Genomic DNA, 21960 nt, shown 5'->3' with positions numbered 1-21960 from the left:
CGCTTCACTTGCGCCGGGACCGAAAGACCCGGCTGGTCATCAGAAACAACAAAACGCGACGGGGCGTGATGCCGCGCCCCGCCCGTTTAGCCTTGGTCGCGCCTCTCCGGTGGGAGGATCGGGCGAAATCCCGAGAGCCGGCGAACCTCGTCCGCCCAGCGCAAGGCTCGGGGGCCCACGGGAAGGACGTGGTGTATCGCATTTTCGAGGCCCAAGGCCAAACCCAAATCTTCCGCGGTGAAGGCCGCGCAGACCTGGGGTGGCGGGTTCTGAGCCTCGGCCTGCGCCGCCACCGCGCCGATGACGCGTCGGCGCCCGTCCTCCGAGCCGTCACGGGCCTCGATGACCCAGGCGGCGCGGCCAGATCGGATGGCGGCCAGCGTCTTCTCGAGGCCCGAGATAAGCACGCCCTCGCGCCGGGCAAGCCCCAGCTGGTCCAGGCAGCGCCGAACGAGCAGGCGCTCGACCAGGTCCGCCAGGCCGTCGGGCGCCTTGAGCGGCGCCTTGGCGGCGCGCGCGAAGAGGCCCTTCTTCGCGGCCATCTCGATGGAGGCGCGATCCGCCGCGACCCACAGGCCGCGACCCGGCAGGCGGCGCGCCAGATCGGGCGCCACATAGCCGTCAGGCCCGGCCACGAAGCGGATCAGCTCCGCCTCCGGTCGGGTCTGGCCCGAGACCAAGTCGCGGCGCTCCCGCCCGTCCTGATCGCCCATGTCAGCCTGCGCCCTGCGCAACGGCGTGCCCGCTCGGCCGTCAGGCGTCGCGGGACTCTCCTTCCGCTTCAGAGTCGGCTTCGGACTCGCCTTCGGACTCGGCTTCGGGAGCCGCTTCCGGAGCGTCGCCGAAGACGCGCTCGGCCTCGTCCATCTCGTAGGCCTCGTCGTCGTACTCGGGCTCAGGCTGGGCGATCTCGGAGGCGTCGATCCAGCCGGCCGCCACGCGGGCGCGCAGGATCAGCATCTCGGCGTCTTCCTGGGCCAGAGAGAAGCTCTCCAGGACGCCGGGGATGCGCACACGCTCGCCGCCGCGGGCTTCAAACCCGCCACGGATTTCGTCGGTCGCCAGATCGGCCAGATCCTCGACCGTCTTCACGCCGCCCTCGCCCAGGGCCACGGCCATGGCCAGGGTCACGCCCTCGATCTCAAGCACGCCGTCCTCGACGCCCAGCTCCTTGCGCTTGGCGTCCAGCTCGGCCGCCTGGCGGTCGAGGAACTCTCGGGCGCGGGTCTGCAGCTCCTGGGCGGTGTCCTCGTCGAAGCCCTCGATCTCGGCGATCTCGTACTCCTCGACAAAGGCCACGTCCTCGACGGTGGCGAAGCCTTCGGTGACCAGCAGCTGGGCGATGACCTCGTCCACGTCCAGCGCCTGCTGGAACAGCTCGGTGCGCTCGGCGAACTCCTTCTGACGGCGCTCCGAGTCCTGGGTCTCGGTGATGATGTCGATCTGCCAGCCGGTCAGCTGGCTGGCCAGACGCACGTTCTGGCCGCGGCGGCCGATGGCCAGGGACAGCTGCTCGTCGGGCACCACGACCTCGACGCGCTCGTCCTCCTCGTCCAGCACCACCTTGGACACCTCGGCCGGAGCCAGGGCGTTGACGATGAAGGTGGGCTCGTCGGGGTTCCACTGGATGATGTCGATCTTCTCGCCTTGCAGTTCGGCCACGACCGCCTGGACGCGGCTGCCGCGCATGCCGACGCAGGCGCCGACCGGATCGATGGAGCTGTCGTTGGAGACCACGGCCATCTTGGCGCGCGAGCCGGCGTCGCGGGCGGCGGCGCGGATTTCGATCACGCCGTCATAGACCTCGGGCACCTCCTGGGCGAACAGCTTGGCCATGAAGCCCGGGTGGGCGCGGCTCAGCATGATCTGCGGGCCCTTGGTCTCGCGCCGCACGTCGTAGATGTAGCTGCGGATGCGGTCGCCGATGTTGAAGATCTCCCGCGGGATGGACTGGTCGCGGCGCATGACGCCTTCGCCCCGGCCCAGATCGACGATGACGTTGCCGTACTCGACGCGCTTGACCGTGCCGTTGACGATCTCGCCGACGCGATCCTTGAATTCCTCGTACTGACGCTCGCGCTCGGCCTCGCGCACCTTATGCATGACCACCTGGCGGGCCATCTGGGTCTGGACGCGGCCGAACTCGAAGGGCGGCAGGGTCTCGACATACTCCTTGCCGACCTCGGCCTCGGCGTCGGTGCGGCGGGCGTCGGACAGGCGCAGCAGGGCGTAGTCGTTGAAGGCCTCGCCTTCCTCGGGCTCGTAGTCGTCGGCCACCACGGTCACGTGGCGGGTCAGGGCCAGCTCGCCCGTCTTCGGGTCGATCTTGGCGCGGATGTCGTGATCGGCGCCGTAACGCGAGCGGGCGCCCTTCTGGATCGCCTCCTCGATGGCCTCGATGACGATCTCCTTCTCGATCGACTTCTCGCGCGCGACGGCGTCGGCGATCTGGAGCAGCTCAAGACGGTTGGCGGAAATGCCGGTGACGGCCATCGGCGTCAGTCCTCTTCCTTGGGAGTATCGGTATTGGATTGGACGCGGCGGGCGCCGCGCTTCAGAAGTTCGTCGGTCAGCACCAGCTTGGCCTCAGCCAGCCAGGCGAAGGGAATAAGAGCGGTGTCGGCCTCGCCCTCCAGGTCGATGGCGACGTTCTCGCCCTCGGTTCCGGCCAGCACACCTCGAAAGCGCTTGCGGCCTTCAACCAGCCGATCCGTCTCCAGCCGGGCCTCAAGGCCTTCATAGAGGTCGAAATCGGCCAGACGCGTCAGCGGCCGGTCGACGCCCGGCGAGGACACCTCCAGCAGGTACTCGCCGGCGATGGGATCCGCGGCGTCCAGCACCTCGGACACGGCGCGCGACAGCTGGGCGCACTGCTCCACGTCGATCTCGTGATCCGCGGGGCGTTCGGCCATGATCTGCAGACGCCGGCGCTGGGTCCCGCCCATCAGGCGCAGGCGCACGATCTGAAGCCCTTGCGCCTCGGCGACGGGCTGCAGCAGCTCCAGCAGACGGCGGTCCTCCGCGGTCTTGGCGCGCAAGGGATAACTCCAAAAACAAAGGCGGCGGGCCTTCCGGCCGCCGCCTCTCCGAGGCGCCGTCCGACGCCCCGTCGATAACGATGTAGGCGGGCATATAGCGTCAGGCGCGACGCTTGTCAGCCCCTTACTTCTTCAGGTTGGTCCAGGTGGAGACGGCGAACAGGGTCACGCCGAAGAAGGTGAAGCCGGCGATGACGCCGATCAGATAGATGTTCGAAAAGTCCATGAAACCCTCCCTAGGTCTGAGAGGAGAATGAGCGGCGGCTTATGGCCACGCCTTGATCGGGATCAAATCGCACCCTTGCGGCGGCGTCGCGGTCATGATGCTGGTGGCGCATGAGACAAGCGATCTTCAGCGCCGCCGCGATCATCGCTTTCGTCCTGCTGACAGTGCTGTGCGCGCGGATCGCCGTACCCATGGTTCCGGTGCCGATGACGCTGCAAACCTTCGCAGTGCTGCTGGCCGGAGCGGTGCTCGGCCCGTGGCGCGGGGGCGGCGCGGTCTTGCTCTATCTGACGGCGGCCGCGACCGGTTTGCCGGTGCTCTCGGACGGCGCGTCCGGCCTCCAGCCCTTCAGCGGGCCGACCGCGGGCTACCTTGTCGCATTTCCGGTGGCGGCGGCCTTGGCTGGGCTGGCCGCCCGGCGAGGATGGCTGAGCCGGCCGCTCACGGGGCTCGCCGTCCTGTTCGGACTGCACCTGCTGATCCTCGGCGTCGGGTCGGTCTGGCTGGCTGCTCGAATGGGCCCTGGCGACGCCATGGCCGTGGGGTTCACGCCTTTCCTGATCGGGGCCGCAGTGAAGTCCGCTTTAGTGCTGCTGGCCGAACGGCCCTTGAGGCGGCTACCCCTGTAACCCGCGCTATGCCCGCTCGAACTCCAGGAAAATGGGCGCCGTGTCGCCCAGCCGCTTTTCCTCATAGCGCGTGGTGACGTGATCCGCGGGCGGCGTGCGCCAGTCCTCGGCCGCCTCGGCCAGCCAGACCAGCCCCTCCGTGCGGGCCAGCCGCTCCAGCGCCCAGGCGGCATAGTCCTTCCAGTCGGTCACGAAGCGCAAGCGCCCGCCGGGTTTGAGCAGTCGCGCGATCTCGAGGGCCGTATCGTCCTGGATCAGCCGGCGCTTGTTGTGCCGCGCCTTGGGCCACGGATCGGGGAACAGGATCATCACCCGGTCCAGGCAGGCGTCCGGCATCGCGCCCATGACGGCCCGGGCGTCCCCCGCATGCAGCCGGACGTTTGCGAGTCCCCGCTCCTCGATGTGGCGCAACGCTGAACCCACCCCGTTCAGGAAGGGCTCACAGCCGATCATCAGCGCCTCAGGGTGGCGGGCGGCCTGGGCGGCCAGGTGTTCGCCGCCGCCGAAGCCGATCTCGAGCCAGACCTCGCGGGCGCCGGGCATGAGCGAGGCCGGATCTATCGGACCGGCCTCCGGATCGGGCACGGCGATCTTCGGCAACAGGGTGTCGAACAGGGCCGCCTGGCGGGGCTTGAGGGTGCGCGACCTGATACGCCCGAACGAGCGGGTGGGGCCCCAGCTGGGGGGCGGTGCGGAGGGCGGCTGACCGGTCATGGGGCGGCCAGTAGCGCCTTTAGGCCAGCCACACCATCATGCGCGCCTCGGCCGCCTCGCCCCGGGCGCGACTGAGCAGCCGGTGGCGCTCTCCGGTGTAGAGAAATCCGGCCTTTTCGAGCACCCGACCCGAGGCGGGATTGTCGGCGAAGTGTCCCGCCATCACCGCCCGCCGGCCCCAACGGCGCCTGGCCCAGGCAAGCGCGCCCTCCAACGCCTCCGTGGCGAAGCCTCGCCCCCAGAACGGCCGGCCGATCCAGTATCCTACCTCGGGGGCCGCGTCCCCATCGGGATGGGTGAAGCCGACGCCGCCCACCAGGCCATGGTCCTCGTGCTCGATGGCGAAGCGCGCCTGACGGCGCGGATCTCCGGCGGCGGCGGCCGCGATGAAGGCGTCGGCGTCGGCGAGGGTGAAGGGATGAGGCACGCTGCAGGTCATGCGCGCCACCCCCGCATCGGCCAGGAAGGCAGCCATGACCGGCGCGTCCTGAGGGAGGAGCGGACGCAGCCTGAGGCGCCGCGTTTCGAACTGTCTTTGAGGCTCGAGAAGGCCCATGGCCCTGATCTCCAAACCTCCAGCGGAAATGAAAAACGGGAGCCCGGCGACCCGGACTCCCGCTGGAGACTTTAGTCCTTCATCCGGATCGCCCTTGCGGCGGAGGTCCGGACGGAGAGCTTGTCTGGACCTGTTATTCGGCAGCCTCTTTGGCCTGCATCGGCATGACCGATACGAAACAGCGGTTCCCGGCTTTGCGCTGGAACGCCACCTGACCTTCGGTCAGGGCGAACAGGGTGTGGTCGCGGCCCATGCCGACATTCACGCCCGGATGGTACTGGGTGCCGCGCTGACGCACGATGATGTTGCCGCCGAGCACGCGCTCGCCGCCGAACTTCTTCACGCCAAGGCGCTTGGACTCGGAGTCGCGGCCGTTGCGCGACGAGCCGCCGGATTTCTTGTGAGCCATGGGTCTGGGTCCTGAACTCTAAGCGTCTTCTAGATCAGGCCTCGTCGGCCTTCTTGGCTGCGGCCTTCTTCGGCGCGGCCTTCTTGGTTTCGGTCTTGGCCTCAGCCTTGGGCGCGGCGGCCTTCTTGGCCGGAGCCTTCTTGGCCGGAGCCGCTTCAGCCGCCGGAGCAGCCTCAGCCTTCGGCGCCTTGGCGCCCTTGGCCGGAGCGGCCTCAACGCGCGGAGCCAGGCCGCGGGCGCGGGCGTCCAGCTCGGCCTTGGTCGTCAGGTCCACCTGACCGTCCCACTTGGCCGACTTGCCAAGGCCTTCAAGGGCGGTGACGCGCACCACGCTCTCCGGCTGGCGATGGCCGCGCGTACGGCGATAGCCCTGGCGACGGATCTTCTTGAAGATCTTGACCTTCTCGCCCTTGCGGGTTTCGACCAGCACGCCCGAGACGACCGCGCCGTCCACCGTCGGCGCGCCGACGGTCGAACCCTTGTCGTCGCCCATCATCAGGACGGAGTCGAAGCGCACCTCGGCGCCGGCTTCGCCATCCAGCTTCTCGACCACGAGCAGGTCGCCCGGTTGAACCCGGTATTGTTTGCCGCCGGTCTTGATCACCGCGTACATGGGAGCCAGAGCCTCACGCAAAAAAGTTTGCGCCCGCGAGCGGACCCGCGGGCGAAGAGCGGCGACTTATACGGATCGGCGTCCGCGAGTCAACGCAAAGACGGCGGGAAATCACGCCTCGACTGTTATTCTGTAACACGCTATAGGCCCGGCTCCTATAGATGAGCTTCGCTTGAGCGACTTGTTTCCCCCTTTCCTGACCGTGCCCGCCTTTCTGGCGGCCTTTCTGCACGCCCTGTTGCCGACGCACTGGCTGCCCTTCGTGCTGGTGGGCCGGGCGCAGGGGTGGGGCATGGGCAAGGTCATGGCCGTCGTCATCACGGCGGCGGTGGCGCATATGGCGTCCACCGGCCTTATCGGCGCGCTGGTGGCGGCGGCCGGCGCCGCGGCGGAAGCCTGGGTGAAGGGGGCGCTCCCCGTGGGAGCGGGGCTGGTGCTGCTGGCCTTCGGCGCCTGGTACCTGTGGCGATCCCACGTTGGACGGCGCGAGATGGAGGCCATGGCCCGGCCCAGGGTCTCTGACGCCGCCGCCTTTTGGGGGCTGGTCGGCCTTTTGGCGCTGTCGCCGGGGGAAGCGCTGCTGCCCCTCTATCTGACGGCGGCGCCCTACGGCGCGGCGGGCGTCGCGATCCTGACCATGATGCTGTTGCTCGGCACGGTCGGCGGCATGGCGCTGTTCGCGGGTCTAGCCCAGGCCGGGGTCGAGCGGCTCAAGCTGGCGCGCCTGGCCCCCTGGGATCGTGCGGTTCTGGGGCTGGCCCTAGCCGGGCTCGGCCTTTACGTCTTGATCGACGCCCTCGCCTGACGGACACCCTCGTGGCCCACGATCACCACGGCCATCACCATCACGGCCATCATGGCCACCACCATGGTCCGGGTCATGGCCATGGAGGGCACAGCCACGCGCCGGTCGGCGCGCCGGTGCGACTCTATCTTATAGGCATCGGTCTGAATCTGACCTTCGTGGCGGCGGAGTTCGCCGCCGGCCTCTGGGCAGGCTCCACGGCGCTGCTGGCCGACGCGGGGCACAACCTGTCGGATGTGCTGTCGCTTGCCCTGGCGGGCGGCGCGGCCTGGCTGGCGAAGCAGAGCGCCTCGGGACGGCGCACCTATGGATTTGGCAAGGCGACCATCCTGGCGTCCCTGGCCAACGCCCTCCTGCTGGTCTTTGTGGCGGGGGCCGTGGCGGTCGAGGCGCTGCGCAGGCTGTCCGCGCCGGAAGCGCCCGAGCCCGGGATCGTCGCCGCCGTGGCGGCCCTGGGCGTGGTCATCAATCTGGGCACGGCCCTGATGTTCATGGGCGCCGCCAAGGACGACCTGAACGCCAAGGGCGCCTTTCTGCACATGGCCGCCGACGCCGCCGTGTCCCTTGGAGTGGTGGCGAGCGCCGGGCTGATCGCCGTCAGCGGCGCCGGCTGGATCGATCCCTTGGTGGGACTGGTCATCGTCGCCGTGATCCTTTGGGGCACCTGGGGGCTGCTGAAGGACTCCCTGAACCTGGCGCTCGACGCCGCCCCCGCGCACATCGACATGACGGCGCTTGAGGTCTGGCTGGCCGAGCAGCCGGGCGTCACGGGTGTGCACCACCTCCACGTCTGGAGCCTATCGACCACCCGTACGGCCCTGACCGTCCATCTGGTCAGACCCCAGGGGGCGGACCGCGCCTTCCTCGCGGCGCTCAGCGCCGGGCTCAAGTCCCGCTTCGGCATCGATCACGCCACCGTTCAGGTGGAGGCGGATGCCGAGGATCACTGCATCGACTGCTGAGACGGTTGATTCCCCCAAAGGGCCGGTCCATCTGGCGGGAATGACCGACAAAACTCCCGTCACCGTGCTGACCGGCTATCTCGGCGCGGGCAAGACCACGCTGCTCAACCGCATCCTCAGCGAGGATCACGGCAAGCGGTACGCCGTCATCGTCAACGAGTTCGGCGAGATCGGCATCGACAATGACCTCATCGTCGGCGCCGACGAAGAGGTCTTCGAGATGAACAACGGCTGCGTCTGCTGCACGGTGCGAGGGGACCTGATCCGGGTGGTCTCTGGCCTGATGAAACGGAAGGGCGGCTTCGACGCCATCATCGTCGAAACCACCGGCCTGGCCGATCCCGGCCCGGTGGCCCAGACCTTCTTCGTGGATGAGGACGTGCGGGAGAAGACGCGCCTGGACAGCGTGGTGGCCCTGGTCGACGCGCGCCATATCCACGAGCAGCTGGACCGCTCGAGAGAGGCCCGCGAGCAGGTGGCCTTCGCCGACCGGCTGATCCTGAACAAGACCGACCTTGTGGACGAGGCGGCCCTGGCCGAGGTGGAGGCGCGGTTGCGCGCCCTGAACCCCCTGGCGCCGATCACTCGGGCCGAGCGCTCACGCGTGCCGCTGGAGCAAATCCTGGGGGTCGGCGGCTTTGACCTGGACCGCGTCGCCGAACGCCTGCCGGCGGACAATCCGGGCCACGGGGAGCCCGGTCACGTCCACGACGAAAACTGCGGCCACGATCATCACAGCCCCGACCACGGCCATGATCACCACCATGGTCCGCGCGGCCACGCCCACCAGGACGATGTGAAGGGCGTCTCCCTGTCGCTGGAGCGCCCCCTGGACGGCCAAGCCTTCACGCGCTGGCTGGACAGGCTGCTGGCCGAACAGGGCCCCGACATCCTGCGCGCCAAGGGCGTCATCGACGTGAAGGGCGAGGACCGGCGCCTGGTCTTCCAGGCCGTGCACATGATCCTTGAGGGCGAGCTGGAGCGCCCCTGGAGGCCGGACGAACGGCGTTGGAGCCGCGCCGTTTTCATCGGCCGCAATCTGGACGAGGCGGCGCTGAGGGCGGGCTTCGAGGCCTGCGCGGCATGATCCCGTTCGAGGCGCCCGTCACCGCCGCCCTGTTCGATGGCGCGGGCCAGGCCATGTTCGCCGGGGGCGATGGGCGGGTCCGTTTCGAGGGCGGCGCGGAAACAGAGGCCCACGAGGGCGCGGTCCTTTGCGCCGCCGCCCATCCCTCAGGCGAGGGGCTGGTCACGGGCGGCGACGACGGGCGCATCGTCTGGTCACGGCCTGACGAGGAGCCGCAGGTGCTGGCCGACCTCAAGGGCAAGTGGATCGACGCTCTGGCCGCCAGCCCGGAGAGCGGCCTGATCGCCGCCGCGGCCGGTCGCCAGGCCCTGGTGCTGGACGCGGGCGACCCGCACTTCCGAAGGACCTTCGAGCATGAGCGGTCGGTGTCCGACCTGGCCTTCGACGCCAAGGGCCGCCGGCTGGCCTGCGCCACCTATGGCGGGGTCGCGCTGTGGTTCGCCCGCATTGAGACCCAGAAGCCGATACAGCTGAAATGGGCGGGGTCGCACACGCTTGTCGCGCTGTCGCCGGACGGCCGCTTCTGCGTGACGGCCATGCAGGACAACCAGCTGCACGGCTGGACCCTGCCCCAGGGCAAGGATCTGCGCATGGGCGGGTATCCGGCCAAGATCCGTTCGCTGTCTTTCTGCGCGAGGGGCGCGGTGCTGGCCACCTCTGGCGCCCATGGCGTGGTCTGCTGGCCCTTCACCGGCGGCGGGCCCGGGGGCAAGGAGGCGGCCGAGATCGGCCATGACGACAGCGCCCTTGTCGTTCGTTGCGCGGGGGCGGCGGATCAGCCCCGCATCGCCGCCGGATTGAACGACGGCCGCGTCTGGGCGGCGGACCTGCGCGCCGTCGGCCTGAAGCCCCTTCGGGCCGAGAAGGGCGCTGCGATCTCCGCCCTGGCCATGACCTCCAACGGCGCGCGCGTCGCCTGGGGCGACGAGGATGGCCTGGCCGGCGTGGGCGAGGTTCCCGCTTGAGGCTGGCGGGTGCGCCCTTGAAGCGTCACAGTGGGGGCCATGAGCGACGATCCCGCTCCTGAAGAAACGGCGGCCTCCGCGCCGGACCGGCGCCGCTGGGGCCGTTGGCTGCTGGTCGCTCTGGTCTCCGCCATTCTGGCGCCGCCGCTGAGCGTCCTGACCTATCGGCTGCTGCCGCCGCCGCCCAATCTGCTCATGGTGAACCGCCTCTTCGCGGGAGACGGCCTCGACTATCGCTGGCGCGGTCTGTCGGACATTTCGCCCAATCTGGTGCGCGCGGTCATCGCCTCGGAAGACGCCCGCTTCTGCCGCCACCATGGCTTCGACCTGGAGGCCATCCGCAAGGCCCAGGCGCACAACAAACGGCGGCCGAACCGGCTGCGCGGCGCCTCGACCATCAGCCAGCAGGCGGCGAAGAACGTCTTTCTGTGGCCGGGCCGAGGCTGGGTCCGCAAGGGTCTGGAGGCGGGCTACACCATCCTGCTGGAGGCGCTGTGGGGCAAGCGCCGCATCATGGAGGTCTATCTGAACGTGGCCGAGTTCGCGCCGGGCGTTTACGGCGCCGAGGCCGCGGCCCGGCGGTTGTTCGGCAAGGGCGCCGATGAGCTGACGCCGCGCGAGGCCGCAAGGCTTGCGGCCGTCCTGCCTTCGCCGCGCCGCTACAGCGCCGAGGCCCCCGGCCCCTATGTCCGACGGCGGGCGCGCACCATCCAGGCCCAGATGGGGACCGTGCGCGCCGACGGGCTGGACGCCTGCGTCCTGCGATAGCGCTTCCGCCGCAACGGCCAAGGTTGACGTATACGGCCGCGCTAGGGTTCATGGGGCCCAAAATCGCAAGGCCGGTCCACCGGCCGCCGTCAGGAAGGACGCCCCATGAAGAACCTCCTCCTCACCGCCTGCGCCGCCGGCGCCCTGGCGATCAGCCTGTCCGGCTGCCAGTCCATGATGGGCGGCGAAGCTGTCGCGGCCCCCGCGGCCTCCGCCAGCGCCGAGTCCAGCCAGTTCCCGGCGACGGCCGAGGGCGCTCGAGCCTTCATCGCCGACGCCGAGACGCGGCTGAAGGCCCTGTCCGAGGAGGCCAGCCGCATCGCCTGGACGCGGGCGACCAACATCACCTTCGACACCATGTGGCTGGAGAGCCGCGCCAACGCCGAGTACACCGAACTGGGCGTCCAGCTGGCCAACGAGGCCGCGCGCTTCAATGACGTTCAGGTGGACCCGGTCACACGCCGCAAGCTGAACCTGCTGCGGCAGGGGCTGGTCCTGCCGGCGCCGAACCGCCCGGGCGCGGCGGACGAGCTGTCCGAGATTTCGACACGGCTGGATTCCACCTACGCCACCGGCCGTTTCGAGCACCAGGGCCGCCAGATCACCCTGGACGAGGCCAGCCGGATGCTCGCCGCCTCGCGCGATCCCAGCGAGACCGAAGCGCTCTACGAGGGCTGGCGCACCATCGCGCCCCCGATGCGGGACGACTACGCCCGCCTGGTCGAGCTGGCCAACGAGGGCAGCCGCGAGCTGGGCTATGCTGACACGGGCGCCCTGTGGCGCTCGGGTTACGACATGACCGCCGACGAATTCGCCGCCGAGACCGAGCGGCTGTGGCAGCAGGTCAAGCCCTTCTATGAGAACCTGCACTGCTACGTGCGGGCGCGCCTGAACGAGCGCTATGGCGACGCGGTGCAACCGGCGACCGGCCCGATCCGCGCCGACCTGCTGGGCAACATGTGGTCGCAGCAGTGGGGCAACATCTACGACGTGGTGGCGCCCACCAACATCCCGGCGTCCAGCTACAGCCTCGACAACCTGCTGACCGAGGCCAACTACGACGCCGAGCGCATGGTCCGCACGGGCGAGGGCTTCTACACCTCGCTGGGCCTGGCGCCCCTGCCCCAGACCTTCTGGGAGCGGTCGATGATCACCCGGCCGCAGGACCGCGAAGTGGTTTGCCACGCCTCGGCCTGGAACCTCGACGGCGCCGACGACATCCGCATCAAGATGTGCACAAACGTCAACGCGGAGGACTTCCAGACCGTCCACCACGAGCTGGGCCACAACTATTATCAACGGGCGTACAAGAACCAGCCTTTCCTGTTCCAGAACGGAGCCAATGACGGCTTCCACGAGGCCATCGGCGACTTCGTGGCCCTGTCGGCCTCAACACCCACCTATCTGAACCAGATCGGGCTGCTGGATCAGGTGCCGCAGGGCGACGCCGAGGACATCCCCTTCCTGCTGAAGATGGCGCTGGACAAGATCGCCTTCCTGCCCTTCGGCCTGATGGTGGACCGCTGGCGCTGGGACGTCTTCTCCGGCGAGGTGTCGCCGGCCGAGTACAACGAGGCCTGGACGGCGAACATGCTGCGCTATCAGGGTCTGGTGCCGCCGGGGCCGCGCCCGGCCAACGCCTTCGACCCGGGCGCCAAGTACCACGTGCCGGGCAACACGCCGTACACCCGCTATTTCCTGGCCCACATCTACCAGTTCCAGTTCCAGCGCGCGGCCTGCCGCCAGGCCGGCTGGACCGGACCGCTGCACCGTTGCTCGATCTACGGCAACGGGGAGGTGGGCCGACGCTTCAACGCCATGATGGAGATGGGCCAGTCCCGCCCGTGGCCCGAGGCCTTGGAGGCCTTTACCGGCGAACGCCAGACCGACGCCTCGGCCGTGGCGGACTATTTCGCCCCGCTGAACGCCTGGCTGACCGAGCAGAACCGCGGCAAGAACTGCGGCTGGGAAGCCTAAAGGCGTTAACCCTTGCCGTGGGGCGGTTCGTTTACCCGAGCCGCCCCATCATCCTCGCGCCCGGCGTGCGTCCGGGCGTGGGGATATGGCGATGCGTCTGCGAAACCATCTGAAGGCGTTCGGCGCGGCCCGCCACGGCGGCGTCGCCATGATGTTCGCCCTGGCCATGCCGGTCGTCTCCGTCATGGCCGTGGCGGGGGTGGACATCCACCGCGCTTCGACCGTGCGCATGAATCTGCAGGACGCCCTGGACGCCGCGGCCCTGGCGGCGGCGCGCTCGGATGAAACGACCTCGGGCGGGATCCGCCGGGTCGGCATGCAGGCCCTGCGGGCCAATCTGGCCAACTATCCGGACACCAGCCTGATCGAGGCCGCCACGGACACCGATTTCGTGCTCAACGCCGACGGCTCGGTGGTGGCCAAGGCCAAAGCCAATGTGACGACCCTGATCGCCGACATGTTCCTGGGCGACAACATCAAGGTGGCCGCCGATACGACCGTCTTCCGCTCCAACTACCGCATCGAAGTGGCGATGGTGCTGGACAATACGGGATCCATGGCCGGCTCCAAGCTGACCAACACCAAGGCGGCCGCCCGAAACCTGGTTGAGCGCCTGGCGGCGGCGGCCGAGCGCAGCACCGAAGACGACGCCGTGAAGATCAGCCTGGTGCCCTTCTCCATGACGGTGCGCATCGGCAGCGAGTACGCCAACGCCAACTGGATGGACAACAGCGCCCAGGCCACGGGCAACGACGAGCTGTTCGCCACGGGCGCCAACCGGCTGGCCCTGTTCAACCAGATGAACCTGGACTGGGCCGGCTGCGTCGAGAGCCGTCCCTATCCGTATGATATCCGCGACACCGCTCCGCACCCGAGCGACCGCGAGACCATGTTCGTCCACTATTTCGCTCCCGACGAGCCGGACGTGGACCTCTACGATAATCATTGGCAGTGGGAGGATTATCGCGTCGACAACGACTATCTGCCCGACGGCCTGAACGCCAACAGCTCAAACCGCGACTGGTGGAAGCGCCTGAAGCGCACCCAGAAGTACGGAACGAGCGGCCTGTCCACGAGCAACGGCAAGGGCCCGAACCGCGGCTGCACCCTCCAGCCCCTGGTGCGCCTGACCACCGACTATGACGACGTTCTGGACGCCATCGACGACATGACTGCGTCGGGCAACACTAACGTGCCCATGGGCATGATGTGGGGCTGGCACACCCTGTCGCCCAACCGTCCTTTCGCGGACGGGGCCGCCTACGGGACCGACCGGCTGCAGAAGATCGTCATCCTGATGACCGACGGCGAGAACGTGAACTCGACCTTCTCCAACCCGAACAACTCGGTCTATTCGGGCGTCGGCTACATCTTCCAGAACCGGCTGGGCGTGGGCGTGAACTCGTCAGGCTCCGACCGCCGGGCGGCCATGGACAATCGTCTGGATTCGGCCACCCCTGGCCAGGAAGACCTGTGCGGCAACATGAAGGCCCAGGGCATCATCATCTATACGGTGGGCGTTCAGGTCGACACCGGCACTCAGGCTATGCTGGCCCGCTGCGCCACCTCGTCGGACCACTATTTCAACGTCACCAGCAGCGCCGCGATCGGCGAGGCTTTCGACCGCATCGCCGGCTCCATCGAGAACCTTCGCATCGCAAGGTAAGGCCGCCTCATCGGCGGCCATCCTCGATGGCGTGGATGTCGTCGTCGGAGAGGCCGAAATGGTGGCCGATCTCGTGGATCAGCACATGCTCCACGAGGCGCCCCAGACCGATGTCGCCGCGCCCGGCCCACTCGGCCAGTATGGGTCTGCGGTAGAGGAAGATCTCGGACGGCTCTGGCAGCGGATCAAGGATGGACCGGCGGGTCAGGTCGACGCCTGAATAAAGGCCGGACAGGTCCCATGGGTCGTCCATGCCCAGGTCGGCCAGCACCTCGGGCTCGGCGAAATCGGTGACGCGGATCGCGACCGCACCCACGGCCAGGCGGAAGGGCTCGGGCAGGCGCTCGAAAGCCTCGCGCGCCAGTTGGGCCAGATCGTCGTTGCTGGGCTCGCGTCCGTAGAGGTTCATGGCCGCCATATCGTGACGGTTTCCACGCCCGGCAAGCCGCCGTGCATGAGAGACGGTTTCTGTTAGTCTGGCCGTGATTCGGATCAGCCATATGCCCGTCAACGACGTCGCCTTCGCCGCCTCGGTCGGCGCCATCGGCCTGTCGCTCTCGGCAGCGGCCTGGGCGTGGCGTTTCCGCCGCCGCGCCTTGGGCGCCCTGGCGCGCGCCGAGGCGGAAGCCCAGGGCCTGCGCGAAGACATGCTGGCCTTGAAAGGCGGGGCGGACGCCTTCGACACCTGTCTCATCAGCCTGGACCCCGAGCGCATCCGCGCCGTGTCGGGCGGCTGGACCCTGTCGGCCTGCGCCCGCGCGCTGCAGGTCGACGAGGCGCGGCTGAGCCAAGACCCTGATGGGGCCGCCGAGGAGATGGTCAGCGCCATCGCCGCCTCATCGCCGGAACATGCGGAGCGCATCGCCGCCCTGATCCAGGAAGGCGAGCCCTGCCGCTTCAACGCCGCCGGGCTGGAGGTGGACGGTCGCGCCACCGGCGGCGTGGCCTGGCTGCGCCTGCGGCCCGTCGGCGCGCAGGGCGGCCTGTCGGAAAACGGCGCTTCCGGCGGCGATGTGGCCGAGCGTCTGCCCATGCCGGCCTGGCGGCTGGACGCGGCCGACGCGCTGACCTGGGCCAATCCGGCCTTCCTGGCCGCGTCCGAGCAGCCGGATCTTGAGGCGGTGCGCGCCAACGGCGGCTTCGGGCGCAACGCCGAGGCCCTGGCGGCCGAGGCGCGCCGATCGGGCGAACCGCGCCAGGGTTTCCGCTGGATCACGGTGGGCGGCAAGCGCAAGGCCTGGAGGCTGGGCGTGCAGCCCCTTGAGGCGGGCGAGGTTCTGGCCTGGGCCGAGGACGTCACCGAGGCCGAGGAAATCCGCGAGACCCTTAAACGTCAGGTCAAGGCGCACGACGAGACCCTGGACCGACTTGACGACGCGGTCCTGATCTTCGGGCCCGGCAAGCGCCTGGTGTTCCACAACCGCGCCTTCCAGCAGAGCTTCGGCCTTGAGGCCGCCTGGCTGGACGAGCGGCCGACCCACGGGGAGATTCTTGACCGCCTGCGCCAGCGCCGCCGCCTGCCCGAGGTGGCCGACTACGGCGCGTGGAAGGCTGCGGAGCTGGACCTCTATGGCGCCTCAGGACCGTTCGCCGACGAAACCTGGACCCTGCCCGACGGCCGCACGCTGCGCCTGGCGCGCCAGCCGGATCCGCGCGGCGGCCTCGTTCTGCTGTTCTCGGACATCACCGATGAGTTGAAGCTGCGCGCCCAGTACAACGCCCTGATCCAGGTTCAGCGCGCCACCCTGGACAAGCTGAACGACGCCGTCGCCGTGTTCGGCTCGGACGGTCGGCTGCGCCTGCACAACGAGGCTTTCGAGCGGTTCTGGCGCGCCGGCGGGCCCGAGCTGTCCGAGGCGGCTGATTTCGAAGGCGTCTCGGCCCTGTGCCGTCGGCTGCTGCCGGAGCCCACCCTGTGGGCCGAACTCAAGGGCCGGGTCGCCGACCCCGACCCGCACGCGCGGGTGCCCGTCTCGGGCGAGGCGCGCACCAATGACCGCCGCACGGTCGCCTGGCAGACCCGGCCGCTGCCCGACGGCGCGACCCTGGTCGCCTTCTCCGACATCACAGCCACGCGCGAGCTGGAGAAGGCCCTGGCCCAGCGCGAGGCCGCCCTGTCCGAGGCCGAGACCCTGAAGCGGGAGTTCGTGGGCAACGTCTCGTACGAGCTGCGCACGCCCCTGACGACCATCATCGGCTACGCCGAGTTGATGGAAAGCCAGGGGGAGGCCCTGCCGGAGCGGACGCGCCCCCACGTGGCGGCCATCAAGTCGGCGGCGATGCAGCTGGCGCGCTCGGTGGATGACGTGCTGGACATGGCCCAGATCGACGCCGGGGAGATGGCGCTGTCCCTGGGCGACGTGAGTGTCGAGGAGTTGATCGCGGGAGCCGCTCGGCGGCTGGCGGACCGCGCCCAGGCGAAAGCCGTGACGGTCTTTGTGACCTGTGCGCCGGATTGCGGCCTGATCCGCGCCGACGCCCTGCGGCTTGGTCAGGCGCTGGATCAGTTGGGCGACAACGCCCTTCGCGCCGCCCCCCAGGGATCGCAGATCGAACTGGCGGCCGAGCGGACCCAGGGCGAGGTCCGCATCCATGTGAAGGACCGCGGACGGGGCATCCCGTTCCACGTGCAGGCGCACATCTTCGACCGCTTCACGGCGCGCGAGCGGGGCGGGCCTGGTCTTGGCCTTGCTTTGGTCAAGGCGCTGGTGGAAATGCACGGCGGCTGGGTCGCCCTGGAGAGCGAGCCCGGCCATGGCGCGGTCTTCACCCTACACCTGCCGGAACAGGCGGCTCAGGGGGCGGCCGAGCCCGAACTGGACCTGCCTGCCGCCGGAGCCCGTGCGTGAGCCTGAAGAAAACCGCCCTGATCTACGACTTCGACGGGACGCTGGCCCGGGGCAACATGCAGGAGGTGACCTTCATCCCCTCCGTCGGCATGGGGATCGGCGACTTCTGGGGCGAGGCGGACCGGCTGACGCGCGAGTCCGACGGCGACAACATCCTGATGTACATGCAGCTGATGCTGCAGCGGGCGCGCGAAAACGGCTCGCCCATTACCCGGCGGCTGCTGCGCGAGCACGGCCAGGATGTGAAGCTGTTCGACGGCCTCAAGTCCGACCTGACCGGGCCGGGCTGGTTCGACCGCATCAATCTGTTCGCCGCCCAGTACGGGCTGGAGCTGGAGCATTACATCATCTCGGCCGGGCTGGAGGAGATGATCGACGGGTGCCCGATCCGCGACGCCTTCCGCCACGTCTTCGCATCCAAGTTCGTCTATGACCCGGACGGCGTCGCCGTGTGGCCGGCCGTGGGGGTGAACTACACCACCAAGACCCAGTACCTGTTCCGCATCAACAAGGGCGTGCTGAACCACTTCGAGCACGAGCGCATCAACCGCTTCATTCCCGATGATGAGCGGCCGGTGCCCTTCAGCCGCATGATCTTCCTGGGCGACGGCGACACCGACGTGCCGACCATGAAGATGATGCACACCAAGGGCGGCTTCTCGATCGCGGTGTACGACCCCCGCAATTCCGAGCGGGACCAGGACAAGATCTACAGCCTGATCTCGGAAGACCGGGTGAACTTCGTGGCGGCGGCCGACTACCGGGAGGGGTCGGCACTGGACCTGATCGTCAAGGGGCTGATCGGCCGCATCGCCATCAATGAAGGCGTCATGCCCGCCGCCTGAGAGTCCGATCGGTTGAGGTGGAACTGCTTCCGCGGTTCCGCCGATATCGTGGATCCGGCTCTCACTAGGCGTCTGGACCAAAATCCGAGCCTCTCAGGGCGCACAGCCCGCTGAGCCGACTTCGCTCTAGACCGCGTTCAGCGGCAGCCTGAGGTAGCGGCGGCCCTGCCTGTCCGGCGGCGGCAGATCGCCGGCGCGCAGATTGACCTGGAGCGACGGCAGGATCAGCGCCGGCATGCCCAACGTCTTGTCCCGGGCCGTGCGCATGGCGACGAAGTCCGCTTCGGATACGCCGCCGCCGACATGGATATTGGCCGCCTTTTCCTGACCCACCGTGGTCTCCCAGGCGAAGGCCTTGCGTCCGTCCTTGGGCAGATAGTCGTGGCCGACGAACAGCCGCGTCTCGGCCGGCAGCGCGAAGAGGCGCTGGATGGAGCGATAGAGGGTGGCCGCATCGCCGCCGGGAAAGTCGCAGCGGGCCGTGCCGTAGTCGGGCATGAACAGGGTGTCGCCGACGAACACCGCATCGCCGATGAGGTAGCTGACGCAGGCGGGGGTGTGACCCGGCGTATGCAGAACCTCGATGTCCAGCTCGCCCAGCGTCAGACGCTCGCCGTCTTCGAACAGGTGGTCGAACACCGCCGGATTGGGCATGTCGGGCATGTCGAACAGGGGCCCGAAGCCCTCCTGAACGCGGATAATGTTCTCGCCGATGGCGATCTTCGCGCCCGTGCGGTCGCGGAGGTGGGTCGCCGCCGTCAGATGGTCGGCGTGGGCGTGGGTCTCCAGAACCCAATCCAGCTTGAGGCCCAGCTCGGCTATGCGCGCCAGCAGGCGGTCCGCCGAAGCGGTCGAGGTGCGGCCCGCCGCGGCGTCGAAGTCCAGCACGGGATCGATGACCGCCGCCGCGCCCGTGGCCGGGTCGCTGACCAGATAGGTGATGGTGTGGGTGGCGGGGTCGAAGACGCCTTCCACGTCGGGACGGTTGGCCACTGGAGTGTCTCCCAAAGGGCTGATGAGGCTGCTCATATATTAGTTATTGCTTATTTAGCAAGGGCGAATATATAGGCGTCATGTCCAAGTCGATTTCTCCACCACCGATGGACCCCGACGCCTTTCGCGGCAAGGCCGCAGAGGCGGCGGAGCTGCTCAAGGCCTTGAGCCATGACGGCAGGCTGCTGATCCTTTGCGCCCTGGCCGGGGGAGAGACGCCGGCGGGCGCCCTGATGCCCGTAACGGGCCTGTCGCAATCGGCCCTGTCCCAGCACCTGGCGCGCCTGCGTGAGCAGGGACTGGTCCGGGCGCGACGGGAGGGCGTCGTCATCCACTACAGCATCGCCGACACCGCGGCGCTGAGGGTCGTCGGCCTGCTGGCTGAGATCTTCTGCGCGGAAAAGGAAAACCAGCAGCCATGACCGCCGTGCTCACCGCCGTCACACCTGCCGATGCGGCGCGCCGCATCGCCTCCGGCCAGGCTCGCCTGGTCGATGTCCGCGAACCGGACGAGCACGCCCGCGAACACATCGCCGGCGCCGTCCTCGCCCCCCTCTCCATCTTCGAAGAGGCGCACCTGCAGATCTCAAGCGGTGAAGACGTCATATTCATGTGCCGCTCCGGCGCCCGCACCCAGGCCAACTGCGCGCGTTTGGCCGCGCGGGTCGAGGGACAGGCCTTCGTGCTGGAGGGCGGGCTGAACGGCTGGAAGGCCGCCGGTCTGCCGGTCGAGGCCGACCGCAAGGCCCCGATGGAGCTGATGCGTCAGGTGCAGATCGCCGCCGGAGGGCTGGTCCTGCTGGGCGCGGTTCTCGGCTGGCTGGTGCATCCCGGCTTCTGGGGTCTCAGCGCCTTCGTCGGGGCGGGTCTGTTCACCGCGGGGCTGACGGGCTTCTGCGGCATGGCCCGGCTGCTGACCCTGGCGCCCTGGAACCGCGCCTTCAGGGCCGTGCGCGGATGAGCCTTCTTCAGGTCGGACTGACCCTGCTGACTGGCGGCATCGTCGCCTTTCTGCTCACCCTGTTCGGGGGCGGGGGTTCGGTCCTGGCCGTGCCGCTGCTGCTTTACATGGTGGGGGTGCGCGAGCCGCACGTGGCCATCGGGGCCTCGGCGGCGGGCGTGGCGCTCAACGCCGCCACGGCGCTGGTCGGGCATGCCGCTAAAGGGCGGGTGCGCTGGCGCATCGCCGGACTGTTCGCGGCCTTCGGCGCCCTGGGCGCCCTGGCCGGATCAACCGTGGCCAAGAGCATTGATGGGCATCAGCTGCTGCTCTTCTTCGCCCTGGCCATGGCGGCGGTGGGCCTGGCCATGCTTCGGCCGAACGCCCCTCAGGGCAGCGCCGAGGCAAGCCTGTCGCGCGCCAACGGCCCCGCGGTCGCCGGCATGGGGACGGCGGTGGGCGCAGCCTCGGGCTTCTTCGGCATCGGGGGCGGCTTCCTGATCGTGCCAGGGCTCATGCGCAGCGCGGGCCTGACCCTGCCCTTGGCCCAGGCCGCCTCCCTGGTCAGTGTGGCGACCTTCGGCGCGGTGACCTCGCTGAACTACGCCGCCTCGGGCCTTATCAATTGGCGCATCGTGGTCGCCATGACCGCCGGCGGAATCCTCGGCGCCCTCGCTGGCCAACCGGTCGCCCAGGCGCTGGGGGAAAAGGCGCGGACGGGCCGGGTCCTGTTCGCCGGCCTCATTCTTCTGGCGGCGGCCTATGTGGCTTGGAAGGCCGTCATGGCGCTCTAGGCGATGCCTAGCACGCGGCGGTCCGCGTCCATTTGAATCGTCACATCGGCCCTGACCTCGCCCGCCAGCATGCGCCGGGTGATGCGCTCGAAATACTGGATGAAGCCGCCGAGCCGCTCGCGCTCCTGCTCAGGCAGATCCTCCGGCGCCACCCCCAGCAGATCGGCCTCCTGTTGGCAGCGCCAGCGGTGCACCACATCAAAGCCGGGCGCGCGCAGGAAGATGAGCGCGTCCAGCTGTTCGGCGAAAGTGGCGTACGGCCCCGCCACAAAGCCGTTCACCGCACGCCGCCAGCGGCCATCGGGGTCCCCGGACAGCTCCAGCGCATTGATCGGCTGAGCCAGCGCCGCCTCGTCCTCGGCGACCGCGCCCAGGCACCAGGCGTCGATCAGCACGGCCGAGGGCCGGCCGGTGAAGGGCCGCCACCGCTCGAGCGGGAGGCGGTCGTCGCCGCGCTTGTCGAAATCCGGCAGGCGCGTGACCTGATCGGGACCCGCCGCGGACAGTTGATCAATGAGTGACCGCAGCAGGTTCAGATCGTGCGTTCCCGGCGGTCCGCGCGTCACGAACAGCGGATGCACCAGCGCCGCCATGACCTCGCGCTGAGCCCGCGTCAGATAGACATCGTCGATGGAGATTTGCGCCGCGCCGAAGGCCTCCGCCGCCGCGCGAGCCAGGGTGGTCTTGCCCGAGCCTTGCGCCCCGACGATGCCGATGACGGGGACGCGGCCGTCCGCCGCCTTCTCCGCGATCAGCCGCCCGACCAGATCGACGAGGGCGGGATCGGCGGCCACGACGCCTCAGTGCTGACTTTCGGGCAGGCGCACCACCAGCCCATCCAGCTGGTCGGTGACCCGGATCTGGCAGGACAGGCGCGAGTTGTCCTGGACGGCCTCGGCGAAGTCGAGCATCGACTCCTCCATCACCGAACGCTCGCCGGTCTTGTCCAGCCAGTCAGGGTCCACATAGACGTGGCAGGTGGCGCAGGCGCAGGCGCCGCCGCAGTCCGCGTCGATGCCGGGGACGTTGTTGCGGATCGCCCCCTCCATGACCGACAGGCCCGGCTTGACCTCGACCGCGTGCTCGCGGCCGTCGTGCTCGATGTAGGTGATCTTAGCCAAGCC

General features: G+C 69.0%; 24 protein-coding genes. 13 read left to right on the top strand and 11 right to left on the bottom strand.

Annotation, left to right across the window (positions count from 1 at the left end):
• Positions 1 to 86: 86 nt before the first annotated feature.
• The 3 genes from Q0812_RS06885 to rimP are packed head-to-tail and all read right to left on the bottom strand — an operon-like array spanning position 87 to position 3038.
• Complete coding sequence (locus tag Q0812_RS06885; protein ID WP_302109575.1) at positions 87 to 713, bottom strand: RNA-binding protein; 627 nt, start codon at positions 711 to 713, stop codon at positions 87 to 89.
• A 40-nt stretch (positions 714 to 753) separates the two neighbouring features.
• Positions 754 to 2493, bottom strand: a complete 1740-nt coding sequence (gene nusA / locus Q0812_RS06880; protein WP_302109574.1) for a transcription termination factor NusA — start codon at positions 2491 to 2493, stop codon at positions 754 to 756.
• A 5-nt stretch (positions 2494 to 2498) separates the two neighbouring features.
• Positions 2499 to 3038, bottom strand: coding sequence for a ribosome maturation factor RimP (gene rimP, locus Q0812_RS06875; protein ID WP_302109573.1), 540 nt, complete (start codon positions 3036 to 3038; stop codon positions 2499 to 2501).
• 336 nt (positions 3039 to 3374) lie between these two features.
• Between rimP and Q0812_RS06870 the strand changes: the two genes are divergently transcribed.
• On the top strand, positions 3375 to 3893 hold the full coding sequence (locus tag Q0812_RS06870; RefSeq protein WP_302109572.1) for a biotin transporter BioY: 519 nt from the start codon (positions 3375 to 3377) through the stop codon (positions 3891 to 3893).
• Positions 3894 to 3899: 6 nt separating this feature from the next.
• On the opposite strand, the gene trmB is transcribed toward Q0812_RS06870, so the two are convergent.
• The 4 genes from trmB to rplU form a co-directional block, all read right to left on the bottom strand.
• Positions 3900 to 4607 (bottom strand): tRNA (guanosine(46)-N7)-methyltransferase TrmB, encoded by a 708-nt coding sequence (gene trmB, locus Q0812_RS06865; protein WP_302109571.1) that lies wholly within the window; start codon positions 4605 to 4607, stop codon positions 3900 to 3902.
• Positions 4608 to 4626: 19 nt separating this feature from the next.
• Positions 4627 to 5163, bottom strand: a complete 537-nt coding sequence (locus Q0812_RS06860; RefSeq protein WP_302109570.1) for a GNAT family N-acetyltransferase — start codon at positions 5161 to 5163, stop codon at positions 4627 to 4629.
• A gap of 133 nt (positions 5164 to 5296) precedes the next feature.
• Positions 5297 to 5572, bottom strand: a complete 276-nt coding sequence (gene rpmA / locus Q0812_RS06855; RefSeq protein ID WP_302109569.1) for a 50S ribosomal protein L27 — start codon at positions 5570 to 5572, stop codon at positions 5297 to 5299.
• 34 nt (positions 5573 to 5606) lie between these two features.
• Positions 5607 to 6185 carry a 50S ribosomal protein L21 gene (gene rplU, locus Q0812_RS06850; RefSeq protein WP_302109568.1) on the bottom strand — a complete coding sequence of 193 codons (579 nt, stop codon included), beginning with the start codon at positions 6183 to 6185 and terminating at the stop codon, positions 5607 to 5609.
• 172 nt (positions 6186 to 6357) lie between these two features.
• Between rplU and Q0812_RS06845 the strand changes: the two genes are divergently transcribed.
• The 7 genes from Q0812_RS06845 to Q0812_RS06815 all read left to right on the top strand — a co-directional run bounded on the left by Q0812_RS06845 (position 6358) and on the right by Q0812_RS06815 (position 14415).
• Positions 6358 to 6990, top strand: coding sequence for a hypothetical protein (locus tag Q0812_RS06845; protein WP_302109567.1), 633 nt, complete (start codon positions 6358 to 6360; stop codon positions 6988 to 6990).
• Between the two features lie 116 nt (positions 6991 to 7106).
• Complete coding sequence (locus tag Q0812_RS06840) at positions 7107 to 7952, top strand: cation diffusion facilitator family transporter (protein ID WP_302109566.1); 846 nt, start codon at positions 7107 to 7109, stop codon at positions 7950 to 7952.
• 40 nt (positions 7953 to 7992) lie between these two features.
• The gene (locus Q0812_RS06835; RefSeq protein ID WP_302109565.1) at positions 7993 to 9039 is read left to right on the top strand and encodes a CobW family GTP-binding protein; all 1047 of its coding nucleotides are present in this window, start codon (positions 7993 to 7995) and stop codon (positions 9037 to 9039) included.
• Positions 9036 to 10004, top strand: coding sequence for a WD40 repeat domain-containing protein (locus Q0812_RS06830; protein WP_302109564.1), 969 nt, complete (start codon positions 9036 to 9038; stop codon positions 10002 to 10004). The genes Q0812_RS06835 and Q0812_RS06830 overlap by 4 nt, the downstream gene beginning before the upstream one ends.
• A gap of 39 nt (positions 10005 to 10043) precedes the next feature.
• Positions 10044 to 10772, top strand: a complete 729-nt coding sequence (gene mtgA / locus Q0812_RS06825) for a monofunctional biosynthetic peptidoglycan transglycosylase (protein WP_302109563.1) — start codon at positions 10044 to 10046, stop codon at positions 10770 to 10772.
• A 105-nt stretch (positions 10773 to 10877) separates the two neighbouring features.
• Positions 10878 to 12749: a M2 family metallopeptidase gene (locus tag Q0812_RS06820; RefSeq protein WP_302109562.1), complete on the top strand. Its 1872-nt coding sequence runs from the start codon at positions 10878 to 10880 to the stop codon at positions 12747 to 12749.
• A 91-nt stretch (positions 12750 to 12840) separates the two neighbouring features.
• Positions 12841 to 14415 carry a TadE/TadG family type IV pilus assembly protein gene (locus Q0812_RS06815; protein WP_302109561.1) on the top strand — a complete coding sequence of 525 codons (1575 nt, stop codon included), beginning with the start codon at positions 12841 to 12843 and terminating at the stop codon, positions 14413 to 14415.
• A gap of 7 nt (positions 14416 to 14422) precedes the next feature.
• Here the strand turns inward: Q0812_RS06815 and Q0812_RS06810 are convergent, their stop codons facing one another.
• Positions 14423 to 14824, bottom strand: a complete 402-nt coding sequence (locus tag Q0812_RS06810) for a metallopeptidase family protein (RefSeq protein WP_302109560.1) — start codon at positions 14822 to 14824, stop codon at positions 14423 to 14425.
• A gap of 91 nt (positions 14825 to 14915) precedes the next feature.
• On the opposite strand from Q0812_RS06810, the gene Q0812_RS06805 reads away from it, so the two are divergent.
• Positions 14916 to 17264: a sensor histidine kinase gene (locus tag Q0812_RS06805; protein ID WP_302109559.1), complete on the top strand. Its 2349-nt coding sequence runs from the start codon at positions 14916 to 14918 to the stop codon at positions 17262 to 17264.
• Positions 17261 to 18109 (top strand): haloacid dehalogenase-like hydrolase, encoded by an 849-nt coding sequence (locus Q0812_RS06800; RefSeq protein WP_302109558.1) that lies wholly within the window; start codon positions 17261 to 17263, stop codon positions 18107 to 18109. The genes Q0812_RS06805 and Q0812_RS06800 overlap by 4 nt, the downstream gene beginning before the upstream one ends.
• A gap of 126 nt (positions 18110 to 18235) precedes the next feature.
• Here the strand turns inward: Q0812_RS06800 and Q0812_RS06795 are convergent, their stop codons facing one another.
• Positions 18236 to 19138, bottom strand: coding sequence for an MBL fold metallo-hydrolase (locus Q0812_RS06795; protein WP_302109557.1), 903 nt, complete (start codon positions 19136 to 19138; stop codon positions 18236 to 18238).
• Between the two features lie 44 nt (positions 19139 to 19182).
• Here Q0812_RS06795 and Q0812_RS06790 point away from each other — a divergent pair, with 44 nt between their 5' ends.
• From Q0812_RS06790 to Q0812_RS06780, 3 genes are read left to right on the top strand one after another with little or no spacing between them, the layout of a single operon-like run.
• On the top strand, positions 19183 to 19524 hold the full coding sequence (locus Q0812_RS06790; protein WP_302109556.1) for an ArsR/SmtB family transcription factor: 342 nt from the start codon (positions 19183 to 19185) through the stop codon (positions 19522 to 19524).
• Entirely contained in the window at positions 19521 to 20063 is a 543-nt protein-coding gene (locus Q0812_RS06785) for a rhodanese family protein (protein ID WP_302109555.1), read from the top strand. The genes Q0812_RS06790 and Q0812_RS06785 overlap by 4 nt, the downstream gene beginning before the upstream one ends.
• Positions 20060 to 20836 carry a sulfite exporter TauE/SafE family protein gene (locus Q0812_RS06780; RefSeq protein WP_302109554.1) on the top strand — a complete coding sequence of 259 codons (777 nt, stop codon included), beginning with the start codon at positions 20060 to 20062 and terminating at the stop codon, positions 20834 to 20836. Before Q0812_RS06785 ends, Q0812_RS06780 begins: the two co-directional genes overlap by 4 nt.
• Here Q0812_RS06780 and Q0812_RS06775 read toward each other — a convergent pair.
• Together Q0812_RS06775 and Q0812_RS06770 are read right to left on the bottom strand one after the other, a co-directional pair.
• A complete protein-coding gene (locus tag Q0812_RS06775) occupies positions 20833 to 21630 on the bottom strand; it encodes a kinase (protein ID WP_302109553.1) in 798 nt (265 codons plus the stop codon). The two genes, Q0812_RS06780 and Q0812_RS06775, sit on opposite strands and share 4 nt — an antisense overlap.
• 6 nt (positions 21631 to 21636) lie before the next feature.
• Positions 21637 to 21957: a 2Fe-2S iron-sulfur cluster-binding protein gene (locus Q0812_RS06770; RefSeq protein WP_302109552.1), complete on the bottom strand. Its 321-nt coding sequence runs from the start codon at positions 21955 to 21957 to the stop codon at positions 21637 to 21639.
• Positions 21958 to 21960 lie beyond the last annotated feature (3 nt).

The sequence above is a fragment of the Peiella sedimenti genome (assembly GCF_030504955.1).
Lineage (GTDB): Bacteria > Pseudomonadota > Alphaproteobacteria > Caulobacterales > Caulobacteraceae > Brevundimonas > Brevundimonas sedimenti.
Note: the sequence above shows the minus strand (reverse complement) of the source record. Positions and strands in the feature narration are given on the sequence as shown.